General features: G+C 70.6%; 18 protein-coding genes. 6 read left to right on the plus strand and 12 right to left on the minus strand.

What is annotated here, in order from left to right:
• Positions 1–5: 5 nt before the first annotated feature.
• From ACSDQ9_RS14215 to ACSDQ9_RS14250, 8 genes are all read right to left on the minus strand, one after another.
• Positions 6–401 (minus strand): TadE/TadG family type IV pilus assembly protein, encoded by a 396-nt coding sequence (locus tag ACSDQ9_RS14215; RefSeq protein ID WP_435148043.1) that lies wholly within the window; start codon positions 399–401, stop codon positions 6–8.
• 32 nt (positions 402–433) lie between these two features.
• Complete coding sequence (locus tag ACSDQ9_RS14220) at positions 434–814, minus strand: TadE family protein (RefSeq protein WP_435148044.1); 381 nt, start codon at positions 812–814, stop codon at positions 434–436.
• 4 nt (positions 815–818) lie between these two features.
• Positions 819–1,025, minus strand: a complete 207-nt coding sequence (locus ACSDQ9_RS14225) for a hypothetical protein (protein WP_435148045.1) — start codon at positions 1,023–1,025, stop codon at positions 819–821.
• Between the two features lie 78 nt (positions 1,026–1,103).
• On the minus strand, positions 1,104–2,009 hold the full coding sequence (locus ACSDQ9_RS14230; RefSeq protein ID WP_435148046.1) for a type II secretion system F family protein: 906 nt from the start codon (positions 2,007–2,009) through the stop codon (positions 1,104–1,106).
• Entirely contained in the window at positions 2,006–2,869 is an 864-nt protein-coding gene (locus ACSDQ9_RS14235) for a type II secretion system F family protein (protein WP_435148047.1), read from the minus strand. Before ACSDQ9_RS14235 ends, ACSDQ9_RS14230 begins: the two co-directional genes overlap by 4 nt.
• Positions 2,857–4,425, minus strand: a complete 1,569-nt coding sequence (locus ACSDQ9_RS14240) for a CpaF family protein (RefSeq protein ID WP_435148048.1) — start codon at positions 4,423–4,425, stop codon at positions 2,857–2,859. The genes ACSDQ9_RS14235 and ACSDQ9_RS14240 overlap by 13 nt, the downstream gene beginning before the upstream one ends.
• On the minus strand, positions 4,422–5,204 hold the full coding sequence (locus tag ACSDQ9_RS14245) for a hypothetical protein (protein WP_435148049.1): 783 nt from the start codon (positions 5,202–5,204) through the stop codon (positions 4,422–4,424). Before ACSDQ9_RS14245 ends, ACSDQ9_RS14240 begins: the two co-directional genes overlap by 4 nt.
• Positions 5,204–5,887 (minus strand): SAF domain-containing protein, encoded by a 684-nt coding sequence (locus ACSDQ9_RS14250; RefSeq protein WP_435148050.1) that lies wholly within the window; start codon positions 5,885–5,887, stop codon positions 5,204–5,206. Before ACSDQ9_RS14250 ends, ACSDQ9_RS14245 begins: the two co-directional genes overlap by 1 nt.
• Positions 5,888–6,087: 200 nt before the next feature.
• On the opposite strand from ACSDQ9_RS14250, the gene ACSDQ9_RS14255 reads away from it, so the two are divergent.
• Complete coding sequence (locus tag ACSDQ9_RS14255; protein ID WP_435148051.1) at positions 6,088–6,915, plus strand: hypothetical protein; 828 nt, start codon at positions 6,088–6,090, stop codon at positions 6,913–6,915.
• 97 nt (positions 6,916–7,012) lie between these two features.
• On the opposite strand, the gene ACSDQ9_RS14260 is transcribed toward ACSDQ9_RS14255, so the two are convergent.
• Positions 7,013–7,207, minus strand: coding sequence for a hypothetical protein (locus tag ACSDQ9_RS14260; protein WP_435148052.1), 195 nt, complete (start codon positions 7,205–7,207; stop codon positions 7,013–7,015).
• Positions 7,208–7,220: 13 nt separating this feature from the next.
• Here ACSDQ9_RS14260 and ACSDQ9_RS14265 point away from each other — a divergent pair, with 13 nt between their 5' ends.
• The 3 genes from ACSDQ9_RS14265 to ACSDQ9_RS14275 all read left to right on the plus strand — a co-directional run bounded on the left by ACSDQ9_RS14265 (position 7,221) and on the right by ACSDQ9_RS14275 (position 9,027).
• On the plus strand, positions 7,221–7,628 hold the full coding sequence (locus ACSDQ9_RS14265) for a sortase domain-containing protein (RefSeq protein WP_435148053.1): 408 nt from the start codon (positions 7,221–7,223) through the stop codon (positions 7,626–7,628).
• Positions 7,629–7,714: 86 nt separating this feature from the next.
• Positions 7,715–8,302 carry an ECF RNA polymerase sigma factor SigK gene (gene sigK, locus ACSDQ9_RS14270; protein ID WP_435148054.1) on the plus strand — a complete coding sequence of 196 codons (588 nt, stop codon included), beginning with the start codon at positions 7,715–7,717 and terminating at the stop codon, positions 8,300–8,302.
• A complete protein-coding gene (locus tag ACSDQ9_RS14275) occupies positions 8,299–9,027 on the plus strand; it encodes an anti-sigma factor (protein WP_435148055.1) in 729 nt (242 codons plus the stop codon). Before sigK ends, ACSDQ9_RS14275 begins: the two co-directional genes overlap by 4 nt.
• A gap of 51 nt (positions 9,028–9,078) precedes the next feature.
• Here the strand turns inward: ACSDQ9_RS14275 and ACSDQ9_RS14280 are convergent, their stop codons facing one another.
• The 3 genes from ACSDQ9_RS14280 to ACSDQ9_RS14290 all read right to left on the minus strand — a co-directional run bounded on the left by ACSDQ9_RS14280 (position 9,079) and on the right by ACSDQ9_RS14290 (position 16,188).
• Complete coding sequence (locus ACSDQ9_RS14280; protein ID WP_435148056.1) at positions 9,079–12,549, minus strand: hypothetical protein; 3,471 nt, start codon at positions 12,547–12,549, stop codon at positions 9,079–9,081.
• Positions 12,550–12,736: 187 nt separating this feature from the next.
• Positions 12,737–13,885, minus strand: coding sequence for a glycoside hydrolase family 43 protein (locus ACSDQ9_RS14285; RefSeq protein ID WP_435148057.1), 1,149 nt, complete (start codon positions 13,883–13,885; stop codon positions 12,737–12,739).
• Positions 13,882–16,188, minus strand: a complete 2,307-nt coding sequence (locus tag ACSDQ9_RS14290) for a family 43 glycosylhydrolase (RefSeq protein WP_435148058.1) — start codon at positions 16,186–16,188, stop codon at positions 13,882–13,884. Before ACSDQ9_RS14290 ends, ACSDQ9_RS14285 begins: the two co-directional genes overlap by 4 nt.
• A 118-nt stretch (positions 16,189–16,306) precedes the next feature.
• Between ACSDQ9_RS14290 and ACSDQ9_RS14295 the strand changes: the two genes are divergently transcribed.
• Positions 16,307–17,326 (plus strand): LacI family DNA-binding transcriptional regulator, encoded by a 1,020-nt coding sequence (locus tag ACSDQ9_RS14295; RefSeq protein ID WP_435148059.1) that lies wholly within the window; start codon positions 16,307–16,309, stop codon positions 17,324–17,326.
• A 300-nt stretch (positions 17,327–17,626) separates the two neighbouring features.
• On the plus strand, positions 17,627–18,706 hold the full coding sequence (locus ACSDQ9_RS14300) for an IS30 family transposase (RefSeq protein WP_435143774.1): 1,080 nt from the start codon (positions 17,627–17,629) through the stop codon (positions 18,704–18,706).
• Positions 18,707–18,718: the final 12 nt, after the last annotated feature.

Here is an 18,718-nt window from a genome sequence, read left to right on the forward strand (position 1 = left end):
GGTGGTCATGGTCGCCTCTCCCTGAACCGATCCAGCACGGACGACCCGGTCGCGCTCGCATCGACCGTTCCCGGCATGCCGGGAAGCAGCAGGTCGTCCAGGCCGACCGTGCACGCGATGTGCACCCGCACGCTCGCGTCGCCCAGACGGGCGAACCCGGTGGTGTCGACGTCGACCCGGCTCGAGCGGCACGGCACCCCTCGCAACTGCGAGCCGGCCACCTCGAGGGCCCGTTGTCGGGCGATCGTGCCCGAGGCCTGCAGGCTTGCGGCCCGCGCGGACGCCTGGGAGGCGTGTCGCACGTCGGTGCGTACCGACCAGATGCGCCACCCCGCCACCATCGCGGTCAGCACCATCACGATCACGGGAATGATCAGTACGGCCTCGGTCGCCAGCGACACCCCGCGTTGGTTCGTCGTTCTCGCCCGCCGCGTCATGGCCCCTCCAGCGGCATCACGGCATGTCCCTCGACCCGCCCGAGACCGAGGTCGAAGAACAGGGGGGCTCGTCCGGTGATCGTGACCTCGACGGTGCCGCGCCCGCGGACGATGGTCGTCGACACCTGCTGCAGACCGACGGGCGCGATGACTCGCTGGGCGACGGCACGGCCGTCGCCCACCTGCGCGCCCAGCAGGGACTCCGCCTCGGCCGCCGCCATCGCCGCTTGCCGCACCGTGGTGCGGGCGTGCAGCACCACTCCCGCCTGGATCATGCCCAGCACGGCGAGCATCACCACCGGGGCGAGCAGCGTCCACTGCACCGATGCCGAGACACCCCGGTCACGGGACCGGCGGCTGATGGCGGGAGCGGTCACGGGATCACCGCGGCAGGTTGTTGCGCACGTAGACGGTGATCACGGCGACGACGATGCCCGCGACGGCGACCGCTCCGGCCAGCAGGATGGCGTTCTCGGTGGACTGCGACAGCCCGCGCTCGGCTCGGGAGCGCGGAGCGCGCCGGCCGTTGGGCGGGCCGACGACCAGCAGGGCCACCAGGCCGATCGCCGTGTGGATCAGACGGTTCATGGGAGTTCCTCTCGATGTTGTGCGGTGGGCCGGTCGGCGCGCCGCGGGATGGATGAGGTGTCAGCAAACGGCGAACGGTCAACTGCCGCCGACGAGTCGGATGAGGGGTGGGATCAGGAAGATGAGGCCGAAGATCATCGCCGGGATCACCATCCAGATGGTCAACGACTCCGACACCTCCTGCGCGGCGACCTTGTCGTGCATCAGCTGCCTGTCACGCAGTTCGGCCGACCGGGCACGCAGCACACCACTGAGGGCGGCGCCCTGCTCGTCGAGGCGCATCACCTCGGCCAGATCGACCAGTTGTTGCAGGCCGAGGTCGGTTCCCACCTGGGCGAGCGCCTGCCACGCGGGCCGCTGCTCGAGCATGGTGCGTTCGAGCGCCAACTGCAGTTCGCGGAACAACGGCGCCTGCGAGACCGACGCCGCACGGTGCAGCGCCTGGGTCGACGACTGGTTGGCCAGCCGCTCCAGCGTCACCAGGTCGACGAACGTGCAGATGGCTTCGCCGGTGTCGGACGAGGTCGCCGCCGCCTGGTTGCGGAGCCGCAGGTCGGGCACGAACCACCCCAGCACCGCGCCGGCCACGCCGACGCCGAAGGGGGCCCAGCCGATGCCCAGGCGCAGCGCGAAGGCCACCGCCCCGAAGACCACCGGCGTGAGGAAGCCGAGGGCCGCCATGATCGCCTTCTCGGCGGCGAAGTCGCTGAGGGTGCGGTTCTTGAGCGTGAGCATGCGCGCGGTGCGCGGACTGATGGGCAGCCGCAACCGCGTGAGCACCCAGTGGCCCAGTCGATCACCGCGATCACTGTCGACGGGCAGGGCCATCCGCGGGCTCGCAACCTGGCCGTCGAGGTGGTCGAGTGCGTCACCCAGGCGCACCGGACGACGAACCGTCCCCGCCACCACCAGACACAACCCGAGCGCGAGCAGCGCTCCCGATCCCGCGATCGCCAGCCACGGCACTTGCCCCCACCCACTCATCGCCCGGGCTCCCCCACGAGAATGCGATCGCGCTGGCGGGGCATCGTCCGCCGTCGCAACATCACCAATGAGCCGACGTAGGCGAGCAGCAGCAGTGCGAGCAGCAGCTGGCCGACCGGTGACGAGTACGGGTCGAAGTAGCTGCCGCCCAACAACAGCGCGGCGGCGATCACCACCATCGTGATCAGGGTGACCTGCCGCACCACCACGCGCGGCTTGGCGCGTTCCGCCTCGATCTCGCGGAGGGCTCGAAGTCTCGCCTGGAGCGACTCGGCCAGGGCGTGCAGGGTGACGGTCGCGCCGGTGCCGCCTCGTTGGCTGGCCAGCGCCAGGGCGGCCAGGCAGGCGTCCGCGTGGGGCGAGTCGAGGTCGTCGGCGATCGCCCGCAGGGCATCGGCGGCACTCCAGCGAGCATCCATGCGCAACACCGCCGTGGTGACCGCCGGGGCGATCGCGGGCGGAGCCTGGCGGCGGGTGGCTCGCACGGCATCGGCGATCGACTTGCCGGTGGGAACCGACGACGCCAGCCCCCTCGTCCAGCGTTCGAGGGCGACCAGCAGCTCGAGCTCACGATTCGGCGGGGCCCCGAGCAGCCAGGGCACACCCACCACTGCCGCCGGGCCGAGGACGATCATGATCGGCCAGCCGGTCAGCACGCCGGCCACAAGCCCGAGCAGCAGACCGAGCCCCAGTCGCAGCCAGGTCGAGCGGGGCAGCGATCGCAGGCGAGCCAGACCGGCGGTGAGTCGTCCCGGCGACGAGTCGGGGGCCGGCACGTGCACCCTCAGCAGGCCCATGACGACCAGGGCGAGGCCACCCGCCAGCAGCGCCCCGGCCACGATCACCATCAGCCCGTACATGCGCGGCCTCGCATGGTGCCCAGGTCTGGCCGCAGCCCACCGACCCAGTCGGTGTCGAACGGGGTCAGCCTCGCGACCAGTTCCGGCTCGGGGTGGAACACCTCGGGTTCACCGTCGCCGGCGGCCCGGTAGACCAGGTGCGTCAACGGACGGTCACCCTCGATGGCCCCCGTCAGGGCGCGAATCTCGGAGATGTGGCGACGCCGCACGCCTCCCCGCCAGGTGTCGTCGACCAGGGAGACGTGAATGATCAGCGAGATGTTGTGCGCGATCTGCCGGTAGGCCTCGGGAATCGTCACCGACCCGCCCTGGGCCACGCGACTGGCCAGCCGGTCGATGGTCGACGCCGCCGAGTGGGCGTGGGTCGTGCTCAAGGTGCCGGCACCCGACATCATGGCCTCGAACATGGCGCCCGCCTCGCTGCCCCTCACCTCGCCGACGACCAGTCGGGCCAGGTTCTGGCGGAGCGCCTCGGGAATCAGGTCGGCCACGCTCCAGGAGCCGAGGGCACGCCCGTCCTGGGTCTCGCCCAGCCCCACCCTCGCCTGCAGGGCCAGCATGTTGCGTCGCCTCGGCTGCAGGTGGGTCAGCAGCTCGTAGTCGGTCTCGATGGTGCCGAACCGTTCCGTCGCGGGGATGGCATCGATCAGTCCGCGCAGCAGGGTCGTCTTGCCCGCGCCCTGATCGCCCGAGACCACCATCGACAGCCTGGCCCGCACCGCCGCCCGCAACAGCCTGGCCACGTGCTCGGGCATCAGCCCACCGGCCGCGAGATCGGCGAGGGTGATGTCGGTGAGGATGTGCTGACGGATGATCACCGAGGGTCGATGGCTCAGCCCGAAGCCGATGGCGTGCAGCCGGAACCGGTCGCCCACCGCGATGGTCATCATCGGGTGGGCATCGTCGAACGGACGAGGGGGCGAGGCCACCTCACCCAGGAATCGAATGGCCTCGACCAACTCCTCGTCGGAGTCGGCCACCGGTGCGAGGTTCTCACGGTGGCCGTCGCCGTACTGGGCGACGACGGAGTCGTAACCGTGGATCTCGATGTTCTCGGCCTCGGGCAGCTCAAAGACGGGCTGGAGTCGTCCGTAGCCGTAGATGGCGTCGTGCACCGCCTGCACGTGCGCCTGCTCACGGTCGGCATCCCACAGTTCGCGGCCCGAGGCGGCCAGTTCCTCGGCGCGCCGGTGCACCACCTGTCGGATCACCGACCTGCCGCGAGCTCGCCGATCGTCCTCCGCCAGGGTGTGGGAGGGGTCCCGCCGGTCGGCCTCGAGCAGCCGGGTGATCTCGTCGGAGGCCCGCCGCCGCAGTTCGACCGTCTCGGACCAGTTGACCGCCTCGGACCGGTTGACGGGCCCGGACGACCCTGCAGCTCGCGCCGGGGGCACCGGGGAGGCGGGGGCATCGGCCGGCCTCGGCTCGGCGCGGGGCAGCCTCACCGACGGCGGCGTCGTGGGCGAGGTCGGTGGTTGCTCGAGGCGACGAAGGGCACGACCCAGCGCCACCGTGGTCGACTCCCGCAGCGGCGACTCGCCGCGTTCCGGGCTCATGGGGCCACCGCCTGCACGCGCGAACGACGCCCCACCCGGTGGGCGAGCCGCTGGGCCAGGGCGATCCCGCCGCGCACGAGGGCGGAGCGTTCGAACCGGCGCCGGGCGGGCGCACCATCGATCAGATGGGCCGCCGCGGGCGGGTCGTGCGGGAGCGTTCCGAGGATCGGCACGCCGAAATGCTCACCGACCTCGTCGGCACTGTATGGCTGCCCGGCGCCGATGAGCAGCAGCCCGCATTCGGCCTGCGGAGCGTGCTCACCGACCTGCTCCACGACCATCGGCAGGCTGAGCCGAAGGGCTGCCAGGGCCCGCAGGCTCGTCCGGGTGGCGACCAGCACCGAGTCGGCGTGCCGCACCAGCGCCGTGGGCAGCCCGGCACCCACCCGCCCCGCGTCGATGATCACATCGACCCCGGCCGCCTCGAGCTCGGCCACCGTGGCACCGAAGTCGTCCCAGACGGGGGCGAACAGGTCGGCGGCACCGGGGTGACTGAACCCGCTGAGGAACCGCCGGGTGGGGGCGGTCTCCTCGACGAGCGGCACGGACTGCTCCCACAGAGCCCGCGCGAGCGTGGCCCGGCCGCGGTGCTGGGCGAGGGCGATCAGTCCGCGCGACGCGTGGTCGCGGTCGCGCAGGAATCCGGACTCGATGGCCTGCGTCGGCACCCGGTCGGCGTCGACCAGCAGCACGTCACGCGGCCACTGCAGGGCCATCAGCAGGGACGAGGTGGTCGCCCCGGGCGAGCCGACGACGGAGCTGAGGACGATGACGGCCATCAGCGTTCCCCCTGCCTGACCACCACCAGTGCGTCGGTGGCGGCGAGGCGGGCGACGGTCACGGCCTGGCCATCGGCCACCGACACGTCGAGCACCCAGGTGGCCCCGTCGGGCAGTTGCTGGGGTTGGGCGACGACGGTGGCGGGAATGGCGTCGCCGAGTTGCGAGGTCGACTTCTCGGCTCCGGGAGCGGCCACGGGCACCAGCAGCACGGTGGTGCCAGCCGGCAGCGGAGAGGTGGGCAGTCGTCCGGCCGCGAGCTTGAGACCCAGTTGACTGGTGCCCGCCGGGGTCACAGGGTCACCGATGGAGCCGGCGCCGACCAGCACGCCAGCGGGCAGGTCGACCAGTGCGTGCTTGCCGATCAGCTCCTGCAGCCTCTCGGCCGGGAACGACTCCACCCCCGGCGGGGTGCCGACGTTGGCGACCCCCAGGTCGGCCGCCTCGACGATCTCACCGCGGGCCACGTCGGCGACCAGCACCACCACCGGTTCGGCTCGGGTGGTCTGGGTCCAGGCGACGGCGGCACCCAACGCCCCGAGGCAGGCGACCAGAAGTCCGATGATCACCAGCCGAGGGCTGCGGCGCGGGCGCAGGGCCGCCTGCGTCGAGCGCGCGACGACCCCGCCGGAGGGCACGAACGGCTCCGCCGTCGTCCGCTGGCGCTCGTCGACCTGGCTCATGCCGGGAAACCTACGGAGCGACGGGGTCATTCGTGAACGACTTCACGCAGGCTGTGGACAACTCGGAGCGACACGCCCGAGTTGTCCACAGCCCGACCATTCGAGAACGTCACCTACCCCACCCATCCGATCGTCCCCCGGCTCCGAATCCCCACCAGACGCGTCGCGGAGTCCCGCGGCCACGATGGAGGGAAACCAACATGTCTGTTCTCAGGTCACCGAAGACCACGACCACGATGGCCGGGCTCGCCGTGGGAGCCGTGATCGCGCTGCCGCTGGCAGCACTCGGCACCCCGGCCCAGGCCCACCCCGGGCACCCTCACGAGGCGGTGACGATCCGGCTCGACGCCACCTTGGGCAGCGATGCCAGCGGCACCGCCACCCTGACCCCCACCTCGGACGGTGGGCTGACGGTGTCGGTCAAGGCCCAGGGCATGACCCCGGGCATGCCGCACGCCCAGCACATTCACGGTGACGTGTCGGGCCACCACTTCACCTGCCCCGGCCCTGACGCCGACACGAACAACAACGGCTACCTCAGCGTCGAAGAGGGACTGCCCCAGTACGGCGGCATCCACATCTCGCTGACCACCAAGGGCGACACCTCTCCCAAGAGCGGCCTCGCCGTCGACCGGATGCCGGTGGCCGACGCCAACGGCAACCTCTCCTACACCCGCACGCTGACCGCCGCCGAGTTGCCCCAGGGAACCCTGGAGCACCTGACGATGCTGCACATGGTGCAACACGGCATCGACGCCAACGGCAACGACAAGTACGACCTCGACGGGCTGGGTGAGTCGAGCTTCGCCAAGTCGCTCGGGGCCGCGGGCATTCCCGAAGAGGCGACCGATGTCGCCACCTGCGGCATGGTCGTGCCCAGCGGGGTCAACACCGGTGGTGAGGCGGGTGCCGGCGTCGAGAACACCGGCCTGATCGCCCTCGGTGGCGTGCTGTTGGCCGGTGCCGGCACCACCGCCCTGGTGGCGCGCCGGTCGGCCAAGGCCAAGAACGGATCCTCGTCGTCTTGAGGAGCCGATCAGGACGAGGCCCCGTGACCCGGCTCGCGTTGGTGGGGGCGGCCCTCGGGCTGGCCGGGGCGGTCGCGATCGCGATCGCTCTGGCCGGTCAACAACCCGGGCCTCCGGTGGCGATGGCGCCGAGCAGCGTCTCGTCGTCCGCTCCCACGCCGAGCACGTCGAACACTTCGCCGATGCCCGACCCGGCCACCTCGTCCGAGAGGTCACCGTCGCCGAGCGCACCCACGAAGCCCGCACCCGCGAAGCGCACGCTGACCGAGTCGGCACCCACGCGCCTCGACATACCCAGCATCGGGGTGCGGTCGGCCCTGGTCGACCTCGGTCTCGACGGGGGCGCCATGGAAACTCCCTCGAACCCCGATCTGGCGGGCTGGTTCACCGGGGCGCACACCCCCGGAGGGCCGGGCACGTCGGTGGTGGTCGGCCATGTCACCTGGAACCGTCGCCCAACCGTGTTCTACAAGCTCGGTCAGCTGACGGTGGGCAGTCGGGTGCAGGTGGCCCGGAAGGACGGCACCACCGCCACCTTCACGGTGCGCAAGGTCGGCACCTTCGCCAAGTCGGCGTTCCCCAACGGCGAGGTCTACTCCCCCGACCCGGCACCACGGCTGATCCTGATCACGTGCGGGGGTGCCTACGATCGCGCGACCAGTAGCTACGATTCCAACGTGATCGTCTGGGCAGACCTCACCTCGACACGATGAGCCACTCGCCTCGATGAGAGAGTTCGGCCCAACAACCCCCGCCGGGGCCACGACGTGGTTCCGGCCCGAGCGCCAAGGTGGTGAGCGTGCCGGACCCCGCCCCTCGCGCACCCCTGTCGGCGGATGAGCCCGCCGTGCTGCTCGACCTGTTGACCCGGGCCAGTGGTGGTGACGAGCAGGCCTTCGGTGAGTTGTACGACCGCACCAGTGCCCGTGTGTACGGTCTGGTTCTTCGTGTGCTGCGCGGCCCCGACCTGGCGGCCGAGGTCGTGCAGGAGGTGTATCTGGAAGTCTGGCGCCAGTCGGCGCGCTATCGAAGTGAGGCGGGATCGGTGATGGCCTGGATGTGCACGATCGCCCACCGACGCGCCGTCGACCGGGTGCGATCGGTGCAGAAGCAGACCGACCGCGACCAGCGCTGGCATCGCCTGACCGATGCCGAGCAGAATGACGAGGTGTGGACCACGGTGGAGCGCGGGCTCGACGCCGAGCAGGTGCGTGAAGGGCTGACCGCCCTCACCCCGGTGCAGCGGGAGGCGGTCACCCTGGCCTACTACCGCGGCTGGAGCCAGACCCAGATCGCCGACCGGCTGGGACTTCCGTTGGGCACCACCAAGAGTCGCATCCGCGACGGCCTCGCCCGGCTGCGCGACGTCCTGGGGGTGCAGACATGAACGACCCGCACGCCAACGCCGGCGCCTACGCCGTCAACGCCCTCGACGCGGACGAGCGCGCCGCCTTCGAACTCCACCTGCGGGGCTGCGAGCCCTGCACTCGTGAGGTGGCCGAGTTCGGCGAGACCCTCGCCCTGCTGGCCGCCGACGGGGCGACCGCCGCGCCCTCAACCCTGCGTGCCTCGGTGCTCGCGGGCATCGCGGACGAACCGATCCTGCCTGCCGCCGAGCCACGCGCGATCACGGATCGGCCCTCACCGGTCGGACGCCTCACCCGGCTCGGATGGTGGGTGGCCGCGGCCGCCCTCGTGGCCGCCATCGCGTTGGGGACCGGCGTGGTCTCACTGCGCCACCAGGAACACCAGCAGCAGATTCGGGCCCAGCAGGCCGAGCGCCAACGGGCCGAGTTGCTGGCGGCGCCCGACCTGCGCGTGCACCGGGCTGCCCTCACCGACGGTTCGCAGCTCACCTATCTCGTCTCCCAGCAGCGAGCCGCCGGAATGCTGGTCGCCAGCGACCTGGCCGATCCCCGCCAGGGCCGCGTCTGGCAACTGTGGACGATGCACGACGGCACCCCTCGTCCGGCCGGACTGGTGAGCTCGGGGGGCCGGGTGGAGGTCTGGATCACCGGCCTGGCGGGTGCCCAGGCGATCGCCATCACCGACGAGCCCGCCGGCGGGTCCGACCAGCCGACCACCACACCGCAGGCGGTCGCCGAGTTCTGAGAGAACCCGGCGACCGTCGCGAAGGCAACGAGCGCGTCAGCGGCCCTGTCGTCAGCGAATGGGCACCTCACCCGTCTCACAGGCCGCAGCCCCGTACGACCCCAGGTAGTGCACGATGAAGAACGTGGTCTCGTCGCCGAACTCGTTGTTGAAGTCGACGCCGAAGTGTCCGTCATCGCCCACCTGGGTGGTGACCGTGAAGGTCTTGCCGTCGGGTCCGACCACCTCGACCAGCACCGTGCCGCCCGAGGTGACTCCCGACTTGTCGTCGGTGAACACCACCTGCCCGGTCACGTAACTGGAGTTGAGGCGACCCACGTCGATGCGCGTCTCGCGGCCGGCATCGACCCGCATGCCCACGCCACCGGTCAGCGTGCGGGCACCACAGTCGGCCTCGAAGGGGCGCTCCGCCCAGCCCGAGACGCTCACCTGGTTGGGCACCTCCCACAGGTACGAGGGCGTGCGCCGGCGCTTCTTCTCCTCGGGGCTGTCGATGCCGATCCACCACTCCGGGTGGCCCCACAGCGCCTCGTCCCAGACCCTGATCGGCGCCTGCCCCTTACCGGGCACCGTCACCCACGTGTGGTCGACGAACAACCGGTGCTGCGGGTGCGTCTGCTCCACGCGGGCGTGCACCAGGGCCTCGTCCGCGAACGGGTTGGCGAGCAGCACCTCGGCGCCCACGCGCCCCGACGGTGAGGCCGAGGCCGAGATGAACCGGGTGTAGTTCGAGCGTGCCTCGTTGTTGAAGATGTTGTTGTCGACGACGGCGAGGTTGCCGGGGTCCTGGTAGAGCCGAATGCGCACGATCACGCAGTAGTGCCGACCCGACGCCGACGACGGCGCCCAGCCCGCGCTGAACTCGGTGGTGGCGCCGGGGCCGATGTCGCGCACATCGGTGCCCAACAACTGCCACGGACCGTCGCCGGTGGTGTACTCCGTGACGAAGAAGTCCACCGTCACCCCGCGCGCCAACAGGTCGCCCGAGTTGCGCACCTTCGCCACCAGCGTGTTGTCGTGACCGAGCCACGGCACGTTGGTGAAGTGGGCCGGGTCGGCGGCCGACTTGGCGTTGCGCACCTCGATGTCGGGGCTCTGCCAGGTGGGCCCTCCCGTCCACGGACGAATCCCCGGCTCGGGCTTGCCGTTCGAGCCGTAACTCACCCGCACCACCGCGTTGTCGGCGGCGGTCGAGACCACCTCGATCTTGAGGTCCATCTGCGTGCCGGGGTCCTTCTCGTCGTAGTCGCCACCGGTGCCGAGCAGTCGTCCGTCGCCGTCGAGGTCGTTGCGCACGAAGATGATCGGCGGACGAGCCATGGGCGCGGCGAAGGTCTCAGACGTGACGTCGGTGATCACCACCCGCCGGTCGGTGACTAGGGCGTCGGTGTCGGCGCCGGGCTGGATGGCCCGGTATTCCACGTAGTAGTTCCAGCCATCGCCCAACCTGATCTCGATGGCCCGGGAGCGACCGGCGGGCGGCGCGCCCAGCTCGGCGGCGTGCAGCGTGGTGTTCTCGGCCACCGCGCTCGACCCCGAGAAGTTGTAGAGCTTCAGGTGGGCCGGGTCGACCCAGCCCATGCGCATCTTGTTCGAGATCGTGTAGTGCGGCAGGCGGTCCCGGGAACCGGCCATCATGTCCCAGTCAGTCGTGAGCCGGCCGTCGACGTCGGCCGAGTACTCCGGGAACGAGTAGAGGTCGGGCAACCCCAGCGTGTGGCCCAGTTCGTGCGACAGCGTGGTGTGCATCTGTCGTCCGTCGTGGGCCGCGAAGTCGAGCGGCACGTACGTGAACGCCAGGTTGCGCCAGTCGGTCATCACGTTGGCGCCACACAGCAGGGTGGCGGAGTCGTTGGCATGGGGCCAGACGAACCTGGCGGGCGGGCCACCGGCGGCATCGGGCGACGCCACCACGACGATGATCACGTCGACGGCGAACAGGTCGGCTCGGGTGATCACCCCCGCGGTCAGGCCGCGACTGACCACCGTCTGCAGCGTGGTGCCGATCGACCCCCAGCGGTCGTCGGTGACCACCCCGTCCTTGACGGTCTGGGCGAAGTAGTCGGTCCAGCTGCCCGGCAGGCTGATCGGGCCGAAGGTCTGGTTGTTGCGCACCGTCAGCGTCAACCCCGAGGTGCCGGCGACGAAGTTCGAGTTCTCCTCGTAGTAGTCGCGGGCCGATCGGTTGGCACCGGCGGTGGCGAAGCCCGTGGTCACGTGCTGCAGAATGCTGGTTCGGTCATTTGCCAGGGCGGGGTCGGCGGTGGGCCATCGTCCACTCGACGTGTCGACCATCAGCACCAGCGAGCGCCACTCCCCCGTGTGGGGAACGGTGCGCACGTTCTGCGGAGTGCCGGGGCCACCGCCCCACCCGGAATCGCCCGAGAAGGTGGTGGCGTGGGGCACGAACCCCGAGGGCCCGATGTCAGCATGCTTCCAGTGGTCGGTGACCTCGAACTCGGTGTAGGCCAGCTCGGTGCCGGTGGCCACCTCGACCATCACCACCTTGTGCACACCCAGAGCCCCTCCGGCGACCAGCAGCGGGGTCGGCTCGGCCGCACCGTCCTGCCGGGCGTGCGACACGATGCCCGCCTCGGGACCGTCGGGCACCTCGAAGCGCACGTCGTGCGGGGTGAGGGCGGTGGTGCCCAGGTCGAACGTCAGCGGCACCCACGACCCCACGAACAGGGCCTCGGCGGGCGGGTTGACGACGGGGTCGCGGTGCAGGTCGGCCAGCTGGTCGACCACGGCGACGATCTCGCTGGTGACCACCAGCACGCGCCCGTCGCGCAGCCCGTGGGCCTCGAGCAGAGTGCCCGGCAGCGCCGCGGTCGGCCGCGTCTCGACCGCCCCGGTCGCCGGGGTGATGGACGACAGCTCGGCCGTCGCCGGGTGGGCCACGTAGAGCACGTCACCACTGGCGGAGACACCCAGGCGTCCGACCCGCGGCAGGGCGCCGGTGAGCGCCGACACGGTGCCGCCGACCAGCTGACCCACCACTCCGCCGCCGATGCGCAGCGGGTTGCGGGCCACGAACGTGGTGACGGACGACTGCGCCACTCCCGTGGTGCCGCCCACGAGCAGGTCGGTGGTGGCGCCAGTGGCCAGGTCGACCTGGGTGAGGGTGCCCGATGACGACAGCCGGAACGGCGGGATGAGCACCCGTCCCACACGCGGACGAAGGAGCGGCACTCGCGTCGGCGTCACCAGCAGGGCCTGCCGGCCTCGACGGCTGACGGCCGCCTGCCCGTACGAGTCGCGGGTGTCGGCGAGGGTGGTGGCGGGGGCGGCGGGATCGTCCGGGTCGAGGGTGAGCACCTCGCCGGCGGCGGTGCACGCGATCAGGGTGCGGCCCAGCGCCAGACCGGTGGCCGGGCTGGCCAGCTGTTGGTGAGGGGTGTGCACGCCGTCGAGGGTGAGGGTGCCGAGGGTGCCGTCGGACTGGGCGACCCAGACGAGGTCACGGGCGTGGTCGACGGCGGTGGCGGTGATGGTCGGAAGGGTGGCGATGACGGTGAACATGGCTGCTCCTCGCAGGGTGGTTGCCTGCAGAGGAGGAGAGCACGCGCACTGGCCTGATACGTGCCCGGTTGTCCACAGGGGGTGTGGACAACCGGGTGGGTGGTTGTGGAGAACTCAGTCGGGTCTTCCGCGACGGGAGCCCTCACTGACCCAGACTTCACTGACCCAGACTTCAGTGACCCAGATTTCAGTGACCCGGCACGACCGGCATGGTGGCGGTCGGGGGCTCGATGGCGGCCTTGCGCCCGTCGAACGTCACCCTCCCCAGCCACAGCTGGCGCCCCTGGGCGGCGTCGCCCACCGCTCCCGGCGGCCAGGCGTGGTAGGCCGTCCACCACTGGTCGCCGACCTTGAACAGCTGGTTGTGCCCCGGGCCGGCGGCGACGTCGTTCGAGGTGAGCAGCGGCGCGGGGTCCTTCGTGAACGGCCCGGTGGGGGCATCGGCGACGGCGTGCCCGACACCGTACTGGTCGGTCCAGAAGCCGTTGCCGGAGTAGAACAGGTGGTAGACGCCGTCGACCTTGACGACGGCCGGGCCCTCGACCAGCGGACCCTCCCAGGCCTGGTCCTGCTTGAACAGCTTCGTCGGCTCCCCCACCAGCGAACGCCCGTCGTCGGAGAGCCGCTGCACCTTCATCCAGGTGTCGGCGTCGATGGCATTGCCGTCGTTCTTCCAGTAGAGCCAGGCGGTGCCGTCGTCGTCCACGAACGGCGACGCGTCGATGGAGCCGCCCTCGTCGGTCTCGCAGACGATCGGGGCGGACGAGGTGTCGGTGTAGGGGCCGGCCAGCGTGTCGGACGATGCCACCGATACGCACTGCACCGGCTCTGTCGAGGACGACGGGGACACGGGGGCACGGGTGGTGTAGTACATCCGGTACCCGCCGCCCAGAGCCTCGGGCCAGGCAATGATCTCGGGCGCCCACACCTTGCCGGGGGTCGACCATTCGGCCACCCGGGGCAGGGCATCGTCCGCCTGTTCCCAGGTGACGAGGTCATCACTGGTGAGGGTCTGCACATTGCTGCCGGCGCCGTTGGTGGCGATCGCGACCCAGTGGTCACCGTCGCGCAGCACCTGCGGGTCGGGGAAGTTGAACGCGTAGACGGGATTCGTGAAGCCCATGGGGGTCTCCTGGGACTGGGTGGCGTTGGTCTGGGTCTGGGTGGAATCGGTGGTGGTGGGGGTGTCTGGGGAGGGCTGGGACGAGGGCGAACAGGCCGCGACCGTGAGCGCGACCAGCACCGCCAACGCTGCGCGGGCTCCCCTGAGGGGGCGCCCCGCGGGGCGGGTCAGCCCACGGCCGACCCGCCCCGAGGAGTGCGCGCAGGTGGTCACCGAGGCCACGTGCCGGGGGCGGCCGAGGCCGCGGTGATGGTCGCGTAGTCGAAACGCGCCACCGCCTGGTGCTGCGATCCGCCGCCCGCATACAGCCCGATCTGCGGCGTGTCGCCGGCGGCCAGGGTCCAGGTGGCCCCCCACGTCCAGGTCAGGCCGTCCTTCGAGGTGGCCGCCCGGTACAGGTGCTCGCCGGCCGCGTTCTGGTGGTGCGCGACACGCAGCCAGATGGTCGGGGCCGTCGAAGAGACGATGGCGCCGCCGTAGATCAGCCGCGGATCACCGGGAGCGACGGCCAGCTCGCGCCCGTACTCGATGGTGCGGGTGCCCCAGATCGAGACCGTGCCCAGCCGGGCGAAGTCGTCGTCACTGCGGCGCACGATGATGCCCGCCTGCTGGTAGTTGCGGAACTCGTTCTCGCCCAGGTCGAGGTTCACCTTGGTCTCGAAGATCCAGTCCGTCGAGGTCGGCGGCGTGGTCAGCAGCAGGGCGCCGTTGTTGGTGGTGCCCGCCACGTCGACGGCCCTCAACGGGAAGTTGAGTGCCCCGTCACCGACGCTCACCGCGGCATCGGGACGTACCCACGACCACTGCGGGCCGACCGCCGTGCCGTCGCCGGAGCCCGAGAACTGCTCCGAGAGCAGCGGCTCGCCGGCGGCCACCGGTTGCGGGGTCAACGTCGTGGCCTCGACGGCGAGCCGGTTCACCGAGAGGTTGTCGACCATGCCGGCACCCCCGAGCACCAGCGGCGCCGCGGCGGAGTCGATGGCCTGATCGGCCACCACCACACGGGCGCGCGGGTCGCCGAGGTCGGAATCGGCCACCTCGGCCGTGAGCACCTTCTTGTCGAGGGTGATCCGCAGCGTGCGCCAGTGATCGGCCGGCGCCAGATCATCGGACGACCCCGCCTGCCCGGGCGTCTGCACGGTCAACGAGGAGGCCGACACGGTGACCGTCGACTGCTTGCCCGGCTTGCCCACGGTCACCGACAGCGGCGGCTCGGTGCCCTTGAGGTCGAGCCGCAGCTCGAGATTGCCGCCGGGCAGTCGGTCGAGGCTGGTGGCCCGTCCGTTCACCACGGCGACCGCACCACCCAACGCATCGGTGCCCCGGGTGGCACCCGAGAGCGTGGTGGTGGGGTCGTCCACCTGGCCGCGCAGCATCGACCCGGTCACCGGCAGCGGCTGCGCCGTGTCGGAGGGGCCGCCGCCGGCGTTGACGCGCGGCCAGCCGTCGACCCAGTCGATGCGGTCGATCAGCATCGGCCGCTGGTTGATGCCGGTCGGGTTGGTCAGCCACGGATCGTCGCGGGGAAGGCCGTGGTAGACGAGGAAGTCGCGCCCGGCCAGGTCGCGGAACGACCCGTTGTGGCCGGGGCCGATGAACCGGTTGCCGTTCTGGGTCACCACCAGGGTGCCGCCGGTGTTCGACGCGGTCAGCTCGAGGCCGTCAGCGTCGACGAAGGGCCCCATCGGGGAGCGCGATCGTCCGGCGAAGACCGAGTAACCGGTGGCCGGTCCGGCGCAGCAGTTCGCCGACGAACCCATCAGGTAGTACCAGCCGTCGTGCTCGGTCACCCAACTGCCCTCGTACCGATCATTGGCGCCCACCTGGGTGGTCTCGCCGACCGCGGTGAGGCCGTCGGCCGAGAGCCGGGTCACGTGGGTGCCGCCGTAGTAGTTGCCGAAGTAGAGGTAGTTGTCGCCGTTGGTGTCGGTGAATCCGGCCGGGTCGATGGTGTTGAACCAGTTCTTCGAGTCGGGGTTCCAGCGCGGCGCGACCACCGGAGCGTCCGTGGGGGTCCAGGGGCCCGCGGGAGTGGGGGCGGTGGCGACTCCGATCGCAGGGTCCCACGAGCCAGCCTCGGCGCGGGTGTCGGTGACCGTGAAGTACATGACGTACTGGCCGCCGATGTAGCGCACGTCGGGCGCCCACAGGAAGGACGACCGCTCGGCCCAGCTGGGCCAGTTGGCGTCGGAGAAGATCTCGCCGACGTACTCCCAGCTGGCGAAATCGCGGGTGCGGGCGATGTGCCCGATGCCCGAGGGCGAGCCGGCCTTCAGCGGGTCGGCGGTGGCGTAGGCGTAGTACCAGCCGTCCTTGCCCTGGATCAGCATCGGGTCGGCGTAGGTGTCGGCGAACGAGTCCGACACGGCGTTGGTGTACGTGCCTGCGGAGGTGCGCGCGGTGGTGTCGGCGACGGCTCCGGGCACGGACGAGCCCAGCGCCGCCACGCCCAGGCAGAACGACAGCGCGAGGGCGGCGAGGCCCTTCTTCGGGGTGAACAGGACGGGTGGCTGCATGACGAGTCCTTCGGGGGGGTGGGTTGTTTACAACGTTGTAAAGCACGACCAGTCTGCCGGTTCGAGCGGCCACTGTCAGATGATCGCGACAATTCCGCGAAGGGATACAGTCAGCACCATGGCGGCGCGATTGCGTGACGTGGCCGAACTGGCAGGCGTCTCGGTGAAGACGGTCTCCAACGTCGTCAACGACCACCCCCACATCCGCGACACCACCCGCGCCCGCGTCGAGGCGGCCATCGCCGAGCTGGGTTATCGTCCGAACCTGTCGGCCCGGCAGTTGAAGAACGGACGATCGGGCTTCCTCGCGCTGGTCGTTCCCGAGATCGAATCGCCCTACTTCGCCGACCTCGGTGCCAAGTTCTCCGCCGCCGCCTCGGAGCGCGGCTACTTCACCCTGTTCGAGACCACGCACGGGTCACGCAACTCCGAAGAGACGATCCTGCGCGGGCTGCCGCGGCTGGCCGTCGACGGCATCGTGTTCTCACCGCTGGTGGTCGATGCGGCCACCATCGAGGAGCGCGCCACCCAGACCCCGATGGCGCTGCTCGGCGAACGAGCCGTCCCCGCCGGGGTGCCGCTGGTGAGCGTCGACTCGGTGCCGGCCTCCCACGCCATGACCGAGCACCTGATAGGCCTGGGCCGGCGTCGGATCGCGGCGATCGGTCGCGAAGTGATCGCCCCGGACGGGCAGGCGACGTCGTCCGTTCGTCTGCAGGGCTACCGACAGGCGCTCGCCGAGGCGGGGCTGCCCTACGACGACGCGCTGGTGGTCGGGGTGCGCGAGTACTCCCGCGGGGACGGGTACGCCGCGATGCGCACCCTGCTCGACCTGCCCGAACCGCCCGACGCCGTGTACTGCTTCAACGACCTGATGGCGATTGGGGCCATCCGTGCCTGCCACGACGCCGGGTTGAGGGTGCCGGACGATGTCGCCGTCGCCGGTTTCGACAACATCACCGAGGGCCGCTATTCGACGCCCCGGCTGACCACGATCGCTCCCGACCTCGACGCTCTGGTGGCGGCGGTGCTGGACGAGCTGATCGGGCGAATCACGGGCGGGATCCCGCCGAATCAGGGGGCGCGGGTGCACGTGCCGTGGACCCTCGAGGCCCGGGAGTCGACCCTGGGCCGCTGAGCCGCGGTCCCCCTCGCGGTGTTGCCAGGGAGCGCCGGCAGGCCGTCTCGCCCGGGGGTCTCGACGCGGCCACCCCACCCGCAAACTCGCACCCAAGAGTGCGACCCCCAGGGTGGAGTCAGGGTGTCAGTGCAACACGTTGTTCGGAGGTGTTGCATGCGTCGTGGGAATCCGGGTTACCCGGGGTGGATGCGGGAGTGGGTGCTGTGGTTGGCGGCGTCGGGGTACTCGGCGCAGAGGGCCGCGGATCAGGTGGGTGTGAGCGCGGGGACGGCTGCTGGTTGGTTGCATGCTGCTGGCATGGATCTGAAGCGTGGTCGTCATGGCGGTCTGGTTGTTGAGGTCGAGGTTGTACGGCCGGTGCTGCCGCACCCGGCGCCGTCACACGGGGCCCGGTTGTCGTTGGCGGATCGGACGTTGATCCATGTCGGGTTGGTCCAGCGGTGGTCGTTACGGCGCATCGCCGGCCAGCTGGGGGTGTCGGCGTCGACGGTCAGCCGAGAGATCGCCCGCAACTCGACACCGACCGGGTATCGGGCTGAGGCTGCCGAGACCGCGGCCGCGGGCCGTCGGGGACGTCCGAAACGGTCAAGGTTGGACGATCCCGTGCTGCGGCAACGGGTCGTCGAGGGGTTGAACTCTCACTGGTCGCCCCGGCAGGTGTCGATCCGTCTGGCGGCGCAGCATGGCAAAGATGGTTCCGTGAGCCACGAGACGATCTACCAGGCCCTCTACGTCCAGGGCAGGGGTTCCCTGCGCGAGGAACTGAGGATCGACAAGGCACTGCGATCCGGACGGACCCACCGCATCCCCCACTCGAAGCTACCGCCCCGGACGGGACGACCATGGCTGCAGGGTCATCACATCTCCACACGACCGGCCGAGGCAGCCGATCGAGCGATCCCGGGCCACTGGGAGGGTGACTTGGTCCTCGGAGCACGCAACCAGACCGCCATCATCACCTTGGTCGAACGCGCCTCACGGTTCGTCCTGCTCCATCGGCTGCCCGACCAACACGACAGCACCACCGTTGTCGACGCGTTGATCGCCATGGCCGCCACCCTGCCAGCGCAGATGCAGATGAAGTCACTCACCTGGGACCAAGGATCCGAGATGGCCGAGCACCCCACGTTCAGCCTCGCCACCCACACCCAGGTCTACTTCTGCGACCCCCACAGCCCGTGGCAACGAGGCAGCAACGAGAACACCAACGGCCTGATCCGCGACTTCTGGCCAAAACCCACCGACTTCGCCCAGATCACCGACGCCGAGATCCTCCACGTCCAGAACCTCCTCAACGACCGACCCCGCGAAACTCTCAACGCCCTCACCCCACGTGAGAAACTGCAACAACTACTCACCGTTGCACTGACCGATTGAGACCACCCAGGA

Origin of the sequence: Aestuariimicrobium soli, assembly GCF_051192575.1 — a bacterium.
In the GTDB taxonomy this organism is placed as follows: Bacteria; Actinomycetota; Actinomycetes; order Propionibacteriales; family Propionibacteriaceae; genus Aestuariimicrobium; species Aestuariimicrobium soli.